Source organism: Haloglomus salinum, assembly GCF_024298825.1.
Classification (GTDB): Archaea; Halobacteriota; Halobacteria; order Halobacteriales; family Haloarculaceae; genus Haloglomus; species Haloglomus salinum.
Window position 1 is genome coordinate 2,252,390 of sequence record NZ_CP101153.1, and the last position, 16,621, is coordinate 2,269,010.

13 protein-coding genes are annotated in these 16,621 nt (G+C 67.3%); 9 read left to right on the forward strand and 4 right to left on the reverse strand.

Annotation, left to right across the window (positions count from 1 at the left end; genetic code table 11):
- Positions 1 to 113: 113 nt before the first annotated feature.
- On the reverse strand, positions 114 to 1,754 hold the full coding sequence (locus NL115_RS10760; RefSeq protein WP_254829368.1) for an alkaline phosphatase family protein: 1,641 nt from the start codon (positions 1,752 to 1,754) through the stop codon (positions 114 to 116).
- Between the two features lie 306 nt (positions 1,755 to 2,060).
- Here NL115_RS10760 and NL115_RS10765 point away from each other — a divergent pair, with 306 nt between their 5' ends.
- From NL115_RS10765 to NL115_RS10790, 6 genes are all read left to right on the forward strand, one after another.
- The gene (locus NL115_RS10765; protein WP_254829369.1) at positions 2,061 to 2,933 is read left to right on the forward strand and encodes a winged helix-turn-helix transcriptional regulator; all 873 of its coding nucleotides are present in this window, start codon (positions 2,061 to 2,063) and stop codon (positions 2,931 to 2,933) included.
- On the forward strand, positions 2,923 to 3,390 hold the full coding sequence (locus NL115_RS10770) for a response regulator (protein WP_254829370.1): 468 nt from the start codon (positions 2,923 to 2,925) through the stop codon (positions 3,388 to 3,390). Before NL115_RS10765 ends, NL115_RS10770 begins: the two co-directional genes overlap by 11 nt.
- Positions 3,387 to 4,460 carry a hybrid sensor histidine kinase/response regulator gene (locus tag NL115_RS10775; RefSeq protein ID WP_254829371.1) on the forward strand — a complete coding sequence of 358 codons (1,074 nt, stop codon included), beginning with the start codon at positions 3,387 to 3,389 and terminating at the stop codon, positions 4,458 to 4,460. The genes NL115_RS10770 and NL115_RS10775 overlap by 4 nt, the downstream gene beginning before the upstream one ends.
- Before the next feature lie 104 nt (positions 4,461 to 4,564).
- Positions 4,565 to 6,499 carry a hypothetical protein gene (locus NL115_RS10780; protein ID WP_254829373.1) on the forward strand — a complete coding sequence of 645 codons (1,935 nt, stop codon included), beginning with the start codon at positions 4,565 to 4,567 and terminating at the stop codon, positions 6,497 to 6,499.
- Between the two features lie 114 nt (positions 6,500 to 6,613).
- Positions 6,614 to 7,933: a polysaccharide deacetylase family protein gene (locus tag NL115_RS10785; protein ID WP_254829374.1), complete on the forward strand. Its 1,320-nt coding sequence runs from the start codon at positions 6,614 to 6,616 to the stop codon at positions 7,931 to 7,933.
- A gap of 637 nt (positions 7,934 to 8,570) precedes the next feature.
- Complete coding sequence (locus tag NL115_RS10790) at positions 8,571 to 8,726, forward strand: hypothetical protein (RefSeq protein ID WP_254829375.1); 156 nt, start codon at positions 8,571 to 8,573, stop codon at positions 8,724 to 8,726.
- A gap of 207 nt (positions 8,727 to 8,933) precedes the next feature.
- Here NL115_RS10790 and NL115_RS10795 read toward each other — a convergent pair whose 3' ends face one another.
- Complete coding sequence (locus NL115_RS10795) at positions 8,934 to 10,010, reverse strand: glucosamine inositolphosphorylceramide transferase family protein (protein WP_254829376.1); 1,077 nt, start codon at positions 10,008 to 10,010, stop codon at positions 8,934 to 8,936.
- A 343-nt stretch (positions 10,011 to 10,353) separates the two neighbouring features.
- Between NL115_RS10795 and NL115_RS10800 the strand changes: the two genes are divergently transcribed.
- The 3 genes from NL115_RS10800 to NL115_RS10810 all read left to right on the forward strand — a co-directional run bounded on the left by NL115_RS10800 (position 10,354) and on the right by NL115_RS10810 (position 14,182).
- Positions 10,354 to 12,465, forward strand: a complete 2,112-nt coding sequence (locus NL115_RS10800; protein ID WP_254829377.1) for a right-handed parallel beta-helix repeat-containing protein — start codon at positions 10,354 to 10,356, stop codon at positions 12,463 to 12,465.
- Between the two features lie 120 nt (positions 12,466 to 12,585).
- Positions 12,586 to 13,914 (forward strand): glycosyltransferase family 4 protein, encoded by a 1,329-nt coding sequence (locus NL115_RS10805; RefSeq protein WP_254829378.1) that lies wholly within the window; start codon positions 12,586 to 12,588, stop codon positions 13,912 to 13,914.
- Between the two features lie 73 nt (positions 13,915 to 13,987).
- Positions 13,988 to 14,182 carry a DUF7511 domain-containing protein gene (locus NL115_RS10810; protein ID WP_254829379.1) on the forward strand — a complete coding sequence of 65 codons (195 nt, stop codon included), beginning with the start codon at positions 13,988 to 13,990 and terminating at the stop codon, positions 14,180 to 14,182.
- A 508-nt stretch (positions 14,183 to 14,690) separates the two neighbouring features.
- On the opposite strand, the gene NL115_RS10815 is transcribed toward NL115_RS10810, so the two are convergent.
- Entirely contained in the window at positions 14,691 to 15,305 is a 615-nt protein-coding gene (locus NL115_RS10815; RefSeq protein ID WP_254829380.1) for a metal-dependent hydrolase, read from the reverse strand.
- Complete coding sequence (locus NL115_RS10820; protein WP_254829381.1) at positions 15,306 to 16,271, reverse strand: DUF1616 domain-containing protein; 966 nt, start codon at positions 16,269 to 16,271, stop codon at positions 15,306 to 15,308.
- Positions 16,272 to 16,621: the final 350 nt, after the last annotated feature.

Consider the following 16,621-nt stretch of genomic DNA (forward strand, 5'->3'; position numbering starts at 1 on the left):
TTAAAATACGAATAACGGCTCTTAACCGATATTCAAAAGAAATACTCGCGACTACTGTCGTGTGGACGACCGGAACGGCGGTCCGTGTGTCCGTGTCGTTCGCGGGGGCGTGGTCACTCCAGGTAGCCCAGGTCGGCCAGGCGGTCCTGCACGTCGGCGTCCTCGGCCGAGACGGACGCCTCCTCGACCTCGTACGGCGGGTAGTTCCACGCCTCGGTCTCCTCGACGTGGGGCAGGACGCGGCCGTCCATCCGGTCGCTGACCGGGAGGCCGAGGGCGGCGAGGATGGTCGGGGCCACGTCGAACAGGTGGGCATCGTCGGTCACGGAGTCGCCGTCGATGCCCTCACCGGCGGCCGCGAAGACGCCGGGGAGCTTGTGGTTCCACGGCTCGGTCGGGTCGTCGAACTGCTCGCCCAGCAGCTGGGCCGAGAGGAAGTGCTGGAAGTCGTTCGGGACGGTGACGATGTCGACCGATTTCTCGGTGTACGGCCCGGAGAAGTACTTCTCGCTGGGGCCGACCTCCTCGAAGACCGGCTCGCCGTCCGGTGCCTCGATGTCGCGCAGGTCCTCGATGAGGTCGTCACGGACGGCCTCGTACTCCGACTGGGGAACCACGCCCTCCGGGTCCCGGCCCTGCAGGTTGATACGGACGCCCAGTTCCGTCCGGGCGCGCATGTAGGCCGTCGACTCGGGGAAGTCGACCTGCGTGCTGGCCGTGCGGACCACGCCGTCGGGGGCGTATCGGCGGGCGACATCCTGCAGGCCGAGCTTGTCCAGCCCGGAGCCGATGCGCTTGGTGGTGACACCGAACTTCGCGGCGGTGGCGGCGACCTTCTCCGTGAAGCTCGGCTCCCACGTGTCGTCGTCGTTGCCCTCGCGGAGCTGGGTGCGGATGGGGTTCCACGACGGCATCCCCTTGCCGCCCTGTGTCGCCTCGACGTAGCCCTCTTCACGGAGGTACTCGTTGACGCGGAACTCCTCCTTCTCGTAGGGACCCATGCCGTGGTCGCTGGCGACGAAGACGCGTTTCGGGTCGTGGTTCTCCAGAATCCGGCCGACCTGCTCGTCCATCGCCTCGTAGACGCGACGGATCTTCTCCCAGTCGCCGCCGAACTCGTGGAAGACGGTGTCGGTCTTCTGGAACTGGAGGAAGCCGAAGTCCGGCTCGTGCTGCTCGGCGAGGTAGTCGAACGCCTCACCGCGCATCCGCGTGAGCGTCTCGTACTCGTCCATCCGCTCGGCGTCGGTCCACTCCTGGTCGTCACGGGCGTACGCGGGGTAGACCCGGTACTCGCCGATGGCGTCGCGGACCTCCTCGAGGACGCCCTCCGGGTGACACGGCGGGTCCTCCGGCGCGATGAAGCCGGGGATGACCGCACCGTCGATGTCGTCGGGCGGATGCGTGACGGGCACGTTGACGACGACGCTGGACATCCCGTGGTGGTCGAGCAGCGTCCACAGCGAGTGCTCCTTCACGCTGTCGCCGGTGACGACGCGCCAGTCGTAGCCGTCGTAGTCGACGAAGCCGAAGACGCCGTGCTTGCCGGGGTTGACCCCCGTGTACATCGACGGCCACGCGCTGGGCGTCCACGGCGGAATCTGCGATTCGAGCGGCTCACAGACCCCGTCCTTGCACACCGCCTCGAGGTTCTCCAGCCGACCCTCGTTCCAGAGCTTCTCCAGAACGGGGAGACAGCCGGCATCGATTCCGATGAGTAGCGCCTCCATCCGGTCGTCCTGCTCGGCGCTCATCCGTCGACCCTCCCGGGCCACGCTGTCCGGCCGGTCGAGGTGCCCCCGTGTTCGGTCGAGACGACTGCGTCTGCGAACGACATTCTGTCCGATTCCATGAGGTGTACGCAGTTTATTATGAGACGACTAAGCGCCCGGCTCCGGGGCGGTGCGTCGGCCATCGCCGACAGTGTGCCGCGTCTGGGCGGAGTCGATGTCGTTCGCCCCCCGAGCGTGCGGGCACACAGCTCGGCTGGAGGGGTGCTTACCTCGCCCATAACAATCCCCGTCCGGACGGGATGTCCGGGAAATGGGAGTGTGTGAACCGTGACGGGGGACGACAGCGTGGCGACCGTCGTCGAGACGGTCGACCTCATCTCCAAGAAGTGGCATCCCGCCATCATCCAGACGCTCCTGCAGAGCGGCCCGCTCAGGTTCAGTGAGCTCAAGACCAGCCTCGACGGGGTCTCGGGGAAGGTCCTGACCGACAGCCTGAACGACCTGGTGGAGTCCGGGCTCGTGAGGCGAACGGTCGTCAGCGAGTCGCCCAAACGCGTCGAGTACGAACTGACCGCGCACGGCCGGGACCTGCAGGAGGCCATCGAGGCGCTCGCCAACTGGGGGGACACCCACCTCGGCGGGGGTGGGCCACCGCGCGTGCTCGTGGTGGACGACGACCCGCGGCTGGCCGAGATGCACGCCGGCTGGCTGGCCGACCGCTACGACGTCGAGACGGCCTACGGCGGGGAGGCCGCGCTCCGCCGGCTCGACGACGACGTCGACGTGCTGGTGCTGGACCGCCGGATGCCCGGGATGTCCGGGGAGACGGTGCTGGAGCGACTCGGCATCCTCGGGCTCGACCCGGGCGTCGTGATGCTGACCGCCGTCGAGCCCGAGACCGAGGTGGCGGGGATGGACATCGACGACTACGTCGTCAAGCCAGCGCTGCAGAAGGACGTGCTCGAGGCGGTGGCGGCGGTCCTCGAACGGCAGGGGCTCGAGGACCCAGTGCGTGAGTACCTCGCGCTGTCGGCCCGACAGGCGCTGCTCGAGGCCGAGACCACGCCCAGCGAACGCGAACACAGCGAGGAGTACCAGGCGTTGCTCGACCGCATCGAACAGCTCGAGGACCTCCTCGACGACCCCATCGAGGGCGTCGAGAACGAATCCATCAGGGGGTTGCTCGCCGATGGCCGCTGACCGTTCCGCCGACAGGATGCCCGAGCGGGACGTGGCTCCCGTCGAGGTGCTGATGGTCGAGGACAACCCCGGCGACGCGCGGCTGGCCGAGGAAGCGTTCGACGCCCTCGACCGGCTCGTGGAGCTGACGGTGGTCGCCGACGGGACGGCCGCGCTCGACCGACTCCTCTCGACCGATTCGGTGCCCCCTGCGCTCGTCCTGCTCGACCTGGACCTGCCCGACATCACCGGGCGCAACGTCCTCGAACGGCTCAAGTCCGAACCGGCCGTGCGCCACATCCCGGTCGTCGTCTTCTCCAGCTCGGACGACCCGGCCGATATCAGGGAGACGTACGACCACCACGCGAACGCCTACATGACGAAGCCCCGCGATGCCGACGAGTTCTTCCGGACCATCCGGCGACTGGACGCGTTCTGGTTCTCGGCCGCCGCCCTCCCCCGAGGTGGTGACGCGTGAGCGACGGGCTCGACGTCCTGCTCGTCGAGGACAACCCCGGCGACGCGCGGCTCATCCGGGAGCTGCTCGACGAGGCCAGCACCGAGGTCCTCGATGGCCGGCCGGTCGCGGTCGAGCACGCCACCGAACTGGCCGACGGGCTGGAGCGCGCCGAGTCGTCCCGTTCCGACCTCGTCCTGCTGGACCTGGGGCTCCCCGACAGCGTCGGGATGTCGACGCTGGAGCGGATGCTCGACGCCACCGACGACGTCCCGGTCATCGTCCTCACCGGGCGCCCGGAGTCCGACCTCGGGGTCGAGGCGGTCAGCCGGGGTGCACAGGACTACCTCGTCAAGGGCGAGATACAGGTCGAGGAACTGGGCCACGCCGTCCAGTACGCCATCGAGCGGGCGCGGACCCAGCGTGAACTCCGCCACCGCACGCAGGAGCTGGCCATCCTCAACCAGCTGATGCGCCACGACATCAAGAACGACATCAGCCTCGTCGTCGGGCGCGGGCACGAACTCACCGAGTACGTCGACCCGCGCGGCGAGGAGCTGCTCGCCGAACTCATCACGGCCGCCAACCACGTCCTCCAGCTGACCCGGACCGTCGGCGACACCGTCGAGGCCGTCGCCCACGACGAGCAGGCCGACCTGGAGGCCGTCGACGTCGGGCGCGTGGTCGAACAGCAGGTGGGGAAGGCCCGCAAGCTCTACGGCGAGGACGCCGTCGCCGTCGAGGGCGAACTCCCGGGCGCGGAGGTCGCGGCCGACGACCTCCTCTCGGCGGTCGTGGGGAACCTCCTCAGTAACGCGCTGCTGTACACCAGCGACGACCCTGACGTCCGGGTGTCCGTGGTGGCTGCCGAGGAGACGGTGACCATCCGGGTCGCCGACAACGGCCCCGGGGTCCCCGACGAGCAGAAGGAGCTCATCTTCGGGCAGGGGACCCAGGGGGTCGAGAGCCAGGGGACCGGCATCGGGCTCTACCTCGTCGACCAGCTCGTCCGGGGCTACGAGGGCGATGTCTGGGTCGAGGACAACGAACCGACGGGCGCGGTGTTCGTGGTCGAACTCGACCGCGTGTAGGCGCGTCCTCCGCGCGTTCGCGGGTTAGCCTCCCCCTCGTGACGACTTATCCGGTGCATAGCAAACCGGGCAGCCCCGATACTCCGGGCCAGTGATAGACTCGTATGGAGACCACGTCCTCGGGGATTAAGTTCGACCGGGCGGCCGCCATCCTCGGGCTGGTGGTGGCCGTCGCGCTGCTGCCCGTGCAGCTGGTCCTCACCCACATCTACGCCCAGACGCTGCCGCCGGTGCTGGCGCTGGCCTGCCTCATCTACCTGGCCGCGACCGGCGAGGAGACCGAGGAGGACTCGCTGCGACTGCCGACCTCGATGGCGCATCTGCTGCCGAGCGTCGTCGTCTTCGGTGCCGCGGGGCTGTTCCTCCTCGCGAACGTGCAGGGCGGCCGGACGGACACGTTCTACGTCGCGGCGGCGCTCATCGGGACGCTGCTGCTGGGCCAGATTCTGTTCGCCCGTGACCGCGACCTCCACACGGGGGTCCTGCTCACGCAGATCGTCGCGCTCGGGGCCACCATCCGGTACGCGGCGGTCCTGAACACGCCCGGCTACATCGGCATCGACGTCTGGACGCACATGACCGACTTCACCCGGGGGATGATGGAAGCGAACTCCATCGCCGGGATGGGGTCGACGAAGTACGTCATGGCGCCGCTGTACCACCTGCTCGTGGGGGCGACGTCGCTGTTCTCGGGGCTCCCGCTCCGGGAGTCGCTGTTCGTCTCGCTCGGACTCGTGATGCCCGTCGGCGCCGTCCTCGTCTTCGGTGGGGCGCGCTACCTCGTCGAGGACCGGTGGGCGCTGTTCGCGGCCGGCCTGTTCGCGCTGAGTGGCTCGGCCATCCGCTGGGGCATCCACCTCATCCCGACGAGCATGGGGCTGTTGCTGTTCCTCGCGGTGCTGGCAATCGTCATCCGGCTGTTCCGGGCGCCGACCAGCCCCCGCGACGGCCTCCTGCTCATCACGCTGTTCATGGCGATGGCGCTGACCCACCAGGTGTCCTCGTTCATCCTGCTCGTCTTCCTCATCGCCGCGATGGTCGTCCAGTACGCCCTGAAGACGGGTATCATGGACCCGCCGCGGTCCTCGGCACACGGGCTCGGGGTCGACGACGTCGAGCCCATCAGCTTCGGGGGGTACTTCGTGTTCAACGCCGGCTTCCTCACGCTCACGTGGAGTCTCACGCCGTACTACGGGCGGTCGTTCATCGCGACGGTGTTCATCTTCCTGCAGGACTCGTTCGGTGGCGGGTCCCTCATCGGCGGAAGCAGCGGTGGCGGCGGTGGTGGCGGTGGCGGCGCCAGCCAGTCCCAGCCGCTCGTCGAGTTCGTCGTGGTGAACTTCGACGTCCTCGGGTTCCTGCTGTTGCTGTTCGGGACGACCGTCGGCTGCCTGTACGCGCTCCGGCGGAGCCGGACGAACCAGGCGACGCTGACGCTCGTCGCCGCCGCGGTCGCGATGACGGCGTTCACGCTGCTGCCGCCGCTCATCGGTATCGGGACGTTCCTGTCCGGGCGCTGGTTCGCCTTCCTGTTCGCCGTGATGGCGGTCCTGACGGCGGTCGGGTTCGGCCACCTCCGGCGCGGGCTCGCGCCCACGCTGATGGTCGTCTTCCTCGTCGTCTTCCTCTACGCGTACCCCATCGCGATGGTCGCGTCGCCGAAGGCGACCGTCGACGCGCCGATGCTGGAGCACGAGCGCCCCCAGTTCAGCTACACCGAGGAGGAGCTGGCCGCGATGCGGACCGTCGGGTCGGTGACGACCGGGAGCGACGAGGACCCCATCTACACGGACTTCCCGTACAACTCGGCGTTCAACCGGTACCACTCCGAGCGCTTCGGGACGGCGACGGTGCCACCCGACGCGCGGGTGAACGAGTCGGAGGTGATCTACCGCCGGTACCAGACCGACGCCGCCCCCTACTTCAGCGACGGTGACGGCATGAACCGCATCCACCGGGTGCGCAAGTCGGCGATGTGCCCGACGGACCGCAACGTCGTCTACACGAACGGCGACGTGACGTTCTGCCGCGCCCCCTGAGCGGCGGAACCGCCGTCACTGTTTCACTCGGCGATTATCCACCGCGTAAACCGTCGAACGTGTAATTATTCCCCACATAGGAAGGGGTCTGTCGCTCCGTAGGGTGGCGTACAGATGTCCGACCGCAGTGACACGCGACGACGAGCGTTCCTGGCTGGCATGGCCGCTACGACCGCCGGCCTCGCCGGCTGTAGTATGCTCGACTCGGACGGGGGCTCGGACGGGGGCTCGGGCGGCACCACGAGCACGGCGACCGCCACCCCGACCGACACGGCGACCGCCACCCCGACCGACACGAACGACGGCTCGAACCAGAACCAGAAGACGCCGGACGACCCCGGCACCTACAAGCCGATGGAGCCCGCCGCGGCCTCGTTCGAGGACCTGTCGTACTGGACCTCGGACGCGGGCGTCAAGCTCCAGGCCGACTCCGAGACCTACTATCAGGCGACGCAGTCGGCCCGCATCGAGGGGCGTAGCGGTACAATCCGCCGGCAGTTCCCCGTCCCCGTCAACCTCCAGGGGAAGGATCTCTCGCTGGCACTGAAGATCGGCGGACCCCTCCCCACGACCGTCCGCATCTACCTGTACGATACCGGCGGGAACACTACCCGGCTCCTCCAGAACTACCACGGCAAGCAGCCCGAGGGCTGGGTCCGGGTCAACCCCTCGATCAACTCGGCGGGTGCGGACATGAGCAGCATCGAGCAGGTCCTCATCACGATCGACGGCCCGGCGCCGAACAAGAAGTACTGGGTCGACGACCTCAAGTTCCACGACAAGGCTGCGAAGCAGGGCCAGGTGATGTTCTCGTTCGACTACATCACCCGGAGCATCTACGAGGTCGCGTTCCCGATGATGCAGAACCGCGGCATCAAGGGCGCCGTGGCGGTCCCGGCCGACAACGTCGGCAACGCCGACCGACTCAACTGGGACGAACTGAAGGAGATGCAGAACGCGGGCTGGGAGATCTGCAGCATGACCAACGACTGGGAGTCGATGTACGGCCAGTCGCGGAACATCCAGCGCCAGCGGATGGAGCGGGCCATCCGGCTCATCAAGGACAACGGTCTCGGCACGCCGAAGGCGCTGATGTACCCGAAGGGCTTCGCCGACAACACGACCTACGAACTGGCCCAGGAACTCCACGATATCTCGTTCGTCCGGTACGGGAACACCGAGGCTGGCCTCTCGCAGTCGGCCATCATGGGCCCGACGTTCGTCAACCGCTCGCGGCCGAACACGCCGGAGGCGGTGAAGAACCAGCTCGGACCCATCAGCGACTACAACGGGCTCTACACCATCGTCCACAACCGGATCGGTGGGGACGCCCAGAACACGCGGTCCGAGTTCCGGGCCATGCTCGACACGGTTCGGAAACGCCAGAACCAGGGCGACATCCAGGTCGTCACACCGTCCGACGTCATCCTCTGACCGGCGCGTACCGACCTGCGCCCGGACGCGGCTTCCCGTCCCGCGTCCTCGGGCCCTCCGTCCCCGACGGGGGATAGGTGCGGGCCGACACGGTTCCTGTCATGTCCTTGCGACCGCGGCCTTCCTCCGTGATTCCTCGCTCGAGTTCGGGTGGCAACGCCCACGGTTGGGTGAACCTCCGGAGGTCCTCCTCCGTCGACCGTTCCATCACGTGGCGCCGGGGCTCTCGGTGGTGAAAGAGTTCGCTGTAGAATCATCAGGAGTATCATCTGTTTTGCTGGCCGCAACGAAGGGGGTAGAGTCCGCTCGGCTCGGTAATGGACCCTGAGAACGTCCACTCACGGCGGAGCGTACTCGGATCGATCGGCGGCCTCGTCGAGAGCGCCCTCCTCGGAGGTGCCGGACTGGCACGAACGAACAGTCAGGAGTCGAGCGCCTCGGATGCGGCTCCGTCGGTCGAGTGGAGCCGGCAGTACGGCGGCGAGAGGCGAGCGTACGAACTGTACGATCTGGTGACCGTCCTCCAGGCCGACGATGGCGGGTACACGCTCCCGGCGGAGGGGGCGCCCGTCCAGCGGTCCGGGGTGGAGGAGCCCCAGTTCGGACTCGTCCGTGTGGCCGCCGACGGGACGAAGCAGTGGGGGCGTTCGCGCCCCCCCTGGGCGGGACGGGCGACTTCGACTCCCCGCGCCAGCAGAACTTCTCCCCCACCGGCGACGGTGATGGTTCCGGGGGGTCCGCCGACGAGACGACGGACGAGACGACCGAGGCCGACGACCGTCCGGACGAATAGAGCCACTCTCCCCGTTCTCTCCTCTATTTTGAGAAAAATATGCGATATATGATGTCTGAAGCAAATACAAATAAGATATATCTGGTATCATCTGTCTGTGTTCCTGTCGGGTGGCGCGCATGTGGACTGACTGCCACCCCACGAACACAGCCACCGCTGGCGGGGTAATGCACGGGGACGGAGGGGGCCGAACCGCGACGGAATAGCCTACTGCGTGGTGTTGCCGCTCTCGTTGCCGCCGGGCGTGGTGCTCGCCGTGTCCGTCGACTCGCCCGAGGACTCACCCTCCGGGGGGACGTGGTAGATGCCGATGGACCAGCTCTGCTCGCCCCGTCCGTTGCCGTCGACCGCGCACCGCCAGCCCTCGCCGTCGCCGAGATACCACGGGTCGTAGTGGTGCATCCGGATCTCGTTCCAGTCACGGCCGTTCTCTCCTGAGCCGTCGATGACGGGTGACTCGGGCACCTCGCTATCCTGGAACGAGGTGGGGGTCAGGTCGCTGATGCTGTAAGCCCGAACTTTCTCGCCGTAGAAATCGACGCTGTCCTGGTAGAACATCAGGATATCGTCCTCGCGGACGATGGGTCGGCCGGCGGGGCGGGCGGCCTTCTTCCGGTTCTCGATGATGGGGTTGTTCTCGTGGGGCTGGTACTCGCCGGTGAGCGAGTCGCTGTAGTAGGCCCGGAGCCCGCTGTTTCCGATACCCGCCAGGTCCCACCACCTGCCCTCCCACTGGAACAGGACGTGGTCGGTGATGTCGTGGCCGTACTCGGTGGGGTCGTAGAGGTCCGTCTGGTGGGTCCACGTCGTCGGGAATTCCTCGGCCCGGTAGAGACGGGGCTTCGCGTTTGAGCGGCCCTCTTCGGTCGTCATGTAGTACTCGCCCTGCCACTTGAACACGTACGGGAACGAGAGATGGTACGGTCGCTGGAGGACGACCTGGTCGTACTTCCATGTCTTGCCGCGGTCGTCGCTCGTGGCGTGGCTGATGACGCCCCCGGAGTCGGTCGCCACCTCGAAGAACATGTGCCAGTCGTCGTCCTCCGTGACGAAGAGGAACGGGTCGGCCACGAAGTTGGCCTCCGCGTCCGTGACGTAACTCGCCTGCATCGCGGGGCTCAGTGACTCGGGGTCCGGTTCGGCCGCCAGCGGGGGGACGTCGTGGTCCCGGTACGGGTAGCTCGGGATGTTCTGCCCGCCGGCTGCTGGGGTGGGGGTTCCCGTATCAGTGGGGCTGGCTCCTCCCGTCCCCCCGCTATTGTTGGGCGTGCTGTCGTCCGACATCAACGCCTTGGTCGAACAGCCGGCGAGCCCGGCTGTACCGGCCGCAAGGCCCCCTAGCAACGCGCGTCGACTGATATCCCGCTGTGAACCGTCCATACGCTAGCTCCCCGCTACAACCGCTTTGTTACCTGTCGGCTAACTGGGATACCGGGTGGGCGCCACTGTGACCCAGTCGCAGTCTATCGATTTCACGGATATGTTCTAGAATCGTATAATTTCAATCGTATATTTCAATCCACACCATTTCAACCGCTTAAGTTCTATTTTTCTATGCTAAAACTGCCTGAATGGCCTCTCTGAATCGGTTTGTTTAACTCGCTCTCCCTCTCGTTCCCATCCAGCTATGGGAGACAGAGATGCCGGTTTCAGTCGCCGGACCTACCTTGGGATGGTTGGAGCAGCGTCGGGAGCGACACTGCTCGCGGAGCCGACGCTCGCCACAGACGAATACAGCGAGGTCGTCGATATCGTCGAGGCGGGTGCCGACAATACGGGCAACGAACCGATCGACGAGGTCTTCCAGGAACACGCGGAGGACGACACGCTCATCGAGTTCCCGGACGGGACGTACGTCGTCAACCAGCTCATCGTCTACCAGCTCTCGAACTTCGCGATGGTCGGGAAGGGCGACGCGACGCTCGTCCCTGGGGACAACTACGAGGAGGAGCAGTGGATCGCAGGCGCCGAAACCCGCGATCTCACCGTCCGGAACTTCACCCTCGACACGACCGAGGACGGCGTTTCGCCGGAGATCGACATCAGCGCGTACGATGGTCTCGAGTTTCGCGATATCGTCAAACGCGGCTATCAGGACAATGGCGGGGTCGCCATCGGACTCCGCATCATCGACAAGGACGGGAGCGGACTGATTCAGAACGTCAGAGCTCCCGATGGGGGGGAGAGCGTCGGTCTCTACATCGAGTCCGACGGGCCGATGACGGTCCGGAACTGCCAGTTCGAGGAGTTCTGTGACAACGGCGTCTACGCCTCAGCGTCCGCTGCCCCCATCCGAGTCGAGGGCGGCTTCTTCCGGAACAACAACATCTCGCAGGTCCGGCTGGGGAGTCCGGACAGCGTCGTCCGCGACGCAGAGATGGTGGTCGACAAGTCCGTGACGGCCGACGACAATCCAGTCAACATGCGCGGTGTCCGCGTCGCCGACGGTCCCGGTCCCGTCTACGTGGAGAACTGCGACATCAGCATGACTGGTGGCCAGGGGAATGGTGGTATCGTCAATGCCTTCTCGGGCGGCTCGATGGTCGTCCGCGACACCCGCATCAACGTCGGGGAGGAGTACACGACCGTCGGCTCCGACGGGAGCCGGACGAGCTTCGGCATCTTCGTCGACGACGCGACGGAGGCTGACCCCGGAAGCCGGACCCTCGAGAACGTCTCCATCACCGGCGGCGGTACCTACCGCGCGGCGATACTCCTCCGGCGGGGAGACAACACGATGGACGGGCTCTGTATCGACCAGTCCGGCGAGGGCCGGAACGGCATCATCCTTGAGAACTCCAGCAACAACACCCTCACGGACTCGGTCATCGACGTGTCCGACGAGGAGATCGTGCTGCGCGACTCCTCGGTCCGGCGCGCGGGCGTCGAGACCAGCGGCTCCTGTCCGGAGCCGGGGGAGCGTCTGAGTACCTCCCCCGGCGAGGGCTCCGGTCTCCCGGGCGAGGTCGGGTCGGTCGCCCACGAGCAGACCGCCGACGGTGACTGGCACGGCGTCGGCTTCGAGCGCACCCACGAGGCGCCGGTCGTCGTGAGCAAGCCGCTCTCCTACGCCGACGAGACGCCCTGCCATGTCCGGCTGAAGAACGTCACCGACGACGGGTTCGACCTGCAGCACGAGGAGTGGCTGTACCTCGACGGCGACCACCGGCCCGAGACCAGCCACTTCCTGACGCTCGCGGCGGGCGGCCACACGGTCGACGGTCGTCCCGTCGAGGCCGGCCGGGTCCGCACCGACAACCGGTTCACGGGTTTCTCGTTCGACACGGGGTTCGAGGACCGACCCGTCGTGTTCGCCCAGTCCCAGACCTACGAGGGTCCCAACCCGGTCGTCACGCGGCTCCGGAACGTCACGGCCGACGGCGCCGAGGCGATGGTCCAGGAGGAGGAGGGCGAGGAGCGCGGCGGCGCCCACCGGACGGAGACGGTCGGTTACGTCGCGGTGCCGACCGGCACGGGCACCGTCGACGGGCAGCCGTTCGAGGTTGGCGTCACGAGCGCCCACGAGGAGTGGCGCCGCATCGACTTCGAGCAGGACTACGAGGACCCGAAGTTCGTCGCCGGCATCCAGACGTTCCACGGGCCCAACACGGCCAACCTCCGCTACCGGGACCTCTCGGCGTCCGGCGTCGAGGTCCACGTCGAGGAGGAGCAGAGCCAGGACGAGGAGACGCTCCACCGCTACGAGCGCGTCGGCTACGCCGTCTTCGAGGGCGCCTGAGTCCACCGGGGACGCACCGGGCAGCACCGGCACCGTTCTCGCGCTTACGCCGGCGATAACTAACCCCGCGGACACCCTCGTTCCCCGTATGTACACAGCTCGCCAGCGGGTGGTGGCGCGGTGAGTGACGCGTCGACGGACCCGACGAGCGACGCGGTGGCGGCCGACGGGCGCCTCGACGTGGGGTTCGTCCCGGCCGAGTGCCCGGGTGCGGAGGCGACGGGCGCGGTCCAGACCTCGACACTGCTCATCGAGCACCTCTCGCGACACCACGACCTGACGGTGTACGTCGCGAGCCAGCTGGACGCGAGCGAGCGCGACCTGCCCGCGCAGGACCGCGTCGACTACGTCCTCCACGACGACCTGCCGAGCCTCCCTCATCCCATCTCGGTCATCGTCGACGCGCTGCGCGAGGAGACCGACGCACTGGAGACCCACGACCTCGTCCACGCGTACTCGCCGGCGTTCCTCCCGGTGCTGGCGGACCTCGAGACGCCGACGCTGGTGACGCTGAACTCCTACGTCCCGGTCTGTCCGAAGGGTGACATGATGTACGGTGGAACCGAGAAGTGCTCCGGCCCGGGCTACGCGAAGTGCGTCGGCTGCGTCGGCCGCACCGCCCTCGACCGGCAACAGGGCGTCGAGAACGAACTCCGGGCGGCCTACACCTCGCTCGGACGGCTGGGCTTCGTCCACGAGAACCTCGAGCGGAGCGACGATATCGACGCCTACCACGCGCTCTCACCCCACCTCGTCGAGGATTACGGCGACCTCGGCTTCCCGACCGACCGCATCGAGGTCATCCCCCACTTCTACGACGACGCGTTCCACCGGCCCGAGGCGGCCCCCGAACCGCCCGGTGACGACCTCTCCCTGCTGTACGTCGGTGGCCTGCAGGACATCAAGGGCGTGGACGTGCTGTTGCGCGCGCTCCCACATCTCGCCCGGCGCGGTATCGACGTCTCTCTGCGAATCGCGGGCACGGGACCGCTGGAGTCGAAACTGCGGGGGCTGGCCGCCGACATCGGTGTCGCGGACCGCGTGACGTGGCTCGGCTACGTCGACCACGCCGACCTCCCCGCCGAGTACGACCGCGCGGACGCGTTCGTCTACCCCGGGCGCATCGACGAGCCGTTCGGGCGCGTCCTGCTGGAGGCGCTCGCCAGCCGGACACCCGTCGTGGCCTCCGACGTGGGCAGTACGGACTACATCGTCGGGGAGGCAGGCGTCCGGTTCGCCTCCGAGTCCCCCGAGTCGCTCGCCGACGGCTGTGTCGACCTCGTGAACGAGTACGAGTCGTACGTGGGGGCCGTTCCCGCACAGCTGGAACGGTTCACGCCGGAGACCGTCGTCGGTCGGTTCCGCGACCTGTACGCCGCCGTCGCCCGCGGTGATTCCGATGCCGAGGACCGCGCTGAATCGCCTGAACGGGCGCGAAAAACGGTCTGAACGGTGTGAACGCGGTTCGACTGTCGGCACGGTTGAAGGGCGGTCCCGTCGTCGGCTGGGGCAGGGAAGACCGATGTCCACCGACAGCCACACCCTCGACCGGCGGACGGAGTCGTTCGACGACCCCGGCCTCTGTGTCCACTTCGAGCCGGACCCCGACGGAACGACGTGTACGATGTACCCACCGGATGTCTCGGCGCACGAGTGGACCACGACCTGGATAAGCGCTGATGCGGGCTCGTACGTGACGCTCTCGGAGATGCGGTGAGCGGGCCCGCGGCTACCGTCGGAGCTGTCGTAACTCGACGGTGAATGCTCGGCTGTATCTCTTCGACTTCGGCGTTGTTTATTGGCCCGCGCGCGAGGACCCGAGATTAGTCTCGCCGTCGTCGTGGTCGAGGTGTTCTTTCCGTTCGATCGATTGAACTGAAGCAATCGCTGCAAGCACACCAGCGCATCGGTTACACAGCTCTTCCTCCACAGCAGATCTGTTTAGAACGATATATCTGAATACCCCCGTGGCCTCCTGCGAACACATCCCACATTCCCCCATGACTCGGATGTGTATTCGTTCGTATATAGTGTCATCTACCAGTGTCACCAATGGAGAACGCTCAGTTAATCAGCGGAGGGAAGATCCCGCCGAGCGACTGACGACCTTCTGCTACACTCGCGCCCTGTAGTCAGCACGACCGGCGAAACCAATCATCGATTGAGGGGCCCAATATAAACGCTATCTCCTCTATTATCGAATAATACTGGGTATATTGCCGAATTTATCGGGATTGGTCATCAGTCCGCTCCTCCCCGTGCCGGCCTGCCGCGCCGTCGTCGCGGACCCAGGAGGGGCGCGGCACGCCGGGGACGCCGTCGACGAGCCAGAGGCAGAACGCCCCGAGCAGCGTCCCGACGTAGAGGGCGACGAGCCAGCCCTGGTCGGTCGCCAGCAGGTACTCGGCCCACTCGACGGCGTACTCGAGGACCCGGCCGGTCACGGCGCGTTGCTCGCCGGCCGGGAGGGCCGCAACCGGCCACAGCACGCGCTCGATGGCGTAGGGGTTCCGCAGCGCCACGCCGAACAGCACGTCACCGAGCAGGTGCGAGAGGTGGCCCACGGCGAACGCCAGTCCGGCCTCGGTCCGGTCGTACCGTGCGGCGAGCGAGACGACGAGGACGGCCAGCGGCACCGCGACGAAGACGGAGTGGCCGACGGTGTAGCCCTGGCTCGTCACGCCGAGCACCCACGCGAGTGGCTTGTCGAGCAGGTCGGGGAACTGGGTCCCGAGCGCGAGCGCGAGCGCGCCCGCCGCGGACGGGCCCCGCCGCCGGAGCAGGCGCACGGCGGGCGAGTACAGCAGGTAGCCCAGCGCGAGATGTCCCCACGGCCACATCTACGAGCCCCCGACGGAGACCCAGAGCCGCGACTCGCGGTACGCGTTCTCCGGTGTCGGGTTCTCGGGGACGTCGCCCCGGTAGAGGAGGAAGGAGAGCCGGAGGCGGTCCCCGGTCTGCTGGGGCGAGACGGTCGCCCGGACCCGTTCCGTCTGCCCGGCGCCGATGGTGGTGCTGAACCGGTCTCTCTCCTGCCCATCGAGCGTCATCACGACCGTGTACGGGACGCGCTGGCCCTCGTGGTTGCCGATGGCAACGTACAGGTCACGGGACTCGCCGGCCGCGAACTCGGTGGGGAGGTCCTCGGCGACGAACTCGCCGTTCTCGGTCTGCGTCAGCAGGTAGAACTCGCTGAACGGCTCGTCGTCCTGCGGGGGCGTCACGGTGGCGTAGCCCGCGGTCGCCGCGAGCGTCAGCAGGCTCACGACGAAGAAGACGTTGAGGAGCTGCTGGCCGCTGGTCGAGGGCTTCAGCGCCGGCGACATCCGGAGGTCACGGCGCGCCACCGAGAGAAAGGAGCCGGTGGTCTCGTCGAACCAGGCGCCGAGCGAGACGGCGTGGCGTCGCTCGCTCGGGAGCGAGAGCCGGCGGAGGACGGCCACCAGCGCGAGGAAGACGGTCAGGCCACAGACCGCCAGCAGCAGCGGCCGGAGGAAGAACCCGTACGTGTAGTTCACGACGAACCCGACCATCGGGACCAGCACGATGCTCAGGACGACCGAGAGGCCGAATCGTTCGACCCCCGTGAGGCTCATCGTCTCGTCCTCGCCTGCGGTGTCGGTCCCGAGCGCCTCGGGGAACAGCGCCGAGACGAGGCTGTAGCCGGGGAGCAGTACGACGAGCGGGACCGCCAGAACGGTCCTGACGGTTCCCGGTGGCAGGCCGGTCAGGACGGCTGCGCCGGCCGCGAGCGTCCACGCGAGTGCGACCAGCAGGTCTCCTGTCGACCGGAGGGGGCGACTCATTGCTCGGGTCTATCGTACGACCGGACAAAAGCGGGCCAGACCGTTCGGCATCGTTCCGGCTGATACGGGCCACCTAACCATCCCTCCGCCGACATGCTCGCTCCCTGAACGGCCTTACTGGACGCCTTACCGCCCGCCAGTGTGCGGTTCAGCCGCTTACCGCCTCTATAAGAAAACCGTGTCGTGTCCATCCACGGAACAGAACCGGGCGGTCCGGCCGCCTGACTGATCCATGACAACAGTACCACCACGGGCGCCCCTCGACGGGGGCGTCCGACGACACAGGAGACAGACAGCGCCGCCGTCGACGGCCACGGCGGGCGGTGTGACGCGTGGTGACCGGACGATGC

Bases quoted from the DNA above. Each gene is read 5' to 3' on its own strand.
- NL115_RS10760 (WP_254829368.1), bottom strand. From the start codon at position 1,754: ATGAGCGCCGAGCAGGACGACCGGATGGAGGCGCTACTCATCGGAATC.
- NL115_RS10770 (WP_254829370.1), top strand. From the start codon at position 2,923: ATGGCCGCTGACCGTTCCGCCGACAGGATGCCCGAGCGGGACGTGGCT.
- NL115_RS10780 (WP_254829373.1), top strand. From the start codon at position 4,565: ATGGAGACCACGTCCTCGGGGATTAAGTTCGACCGGGCGGCCGCCATC.
- NL115_RS10785 (WP_254829374.1), top strand. From the start codon at position 6,614: ATGTCCGACCGCAGTGACACGCGACGACGAGCGTTCCTGGCTGGCATG.
- NL115_RS10795 (WP_254829376.1), bottom strand. From the start codon at position 10,010: ATGTCGGACGACAGCACGCCCAACAATAGCGGGGGGACGGGAGGAGCC.
- NL115_RS10800 (WP_254829377.1), top strand. From the start codon at position 10,354: ATGGGAGACAGAGATGCCGGTTTCAGTCGCCGGACCTACCTTGGGATG.
- NL115_RS10810 (WP_254829379.1), top strand. From the start codon at position 13,988: ATGTCCACCGACAGCCACACCCTCGACCGGCGGACGGAGTCGTTCGAC.
- NL115_RS10815 (WP_254829380.1), bottom strand. From the start codon at position 15,305: ATGTGGCCGTGGGGACATCTCGCGCTGGGCTACCTGCTGTACTCGCCC.
- NL115_RS10820 (WP_254829381.1), bottom strand. From the start codon at position 16,271: ATGAGTCGCCCCCTCCGGTCGACAGGAGACCTGCTGGTCGCACTCGCG.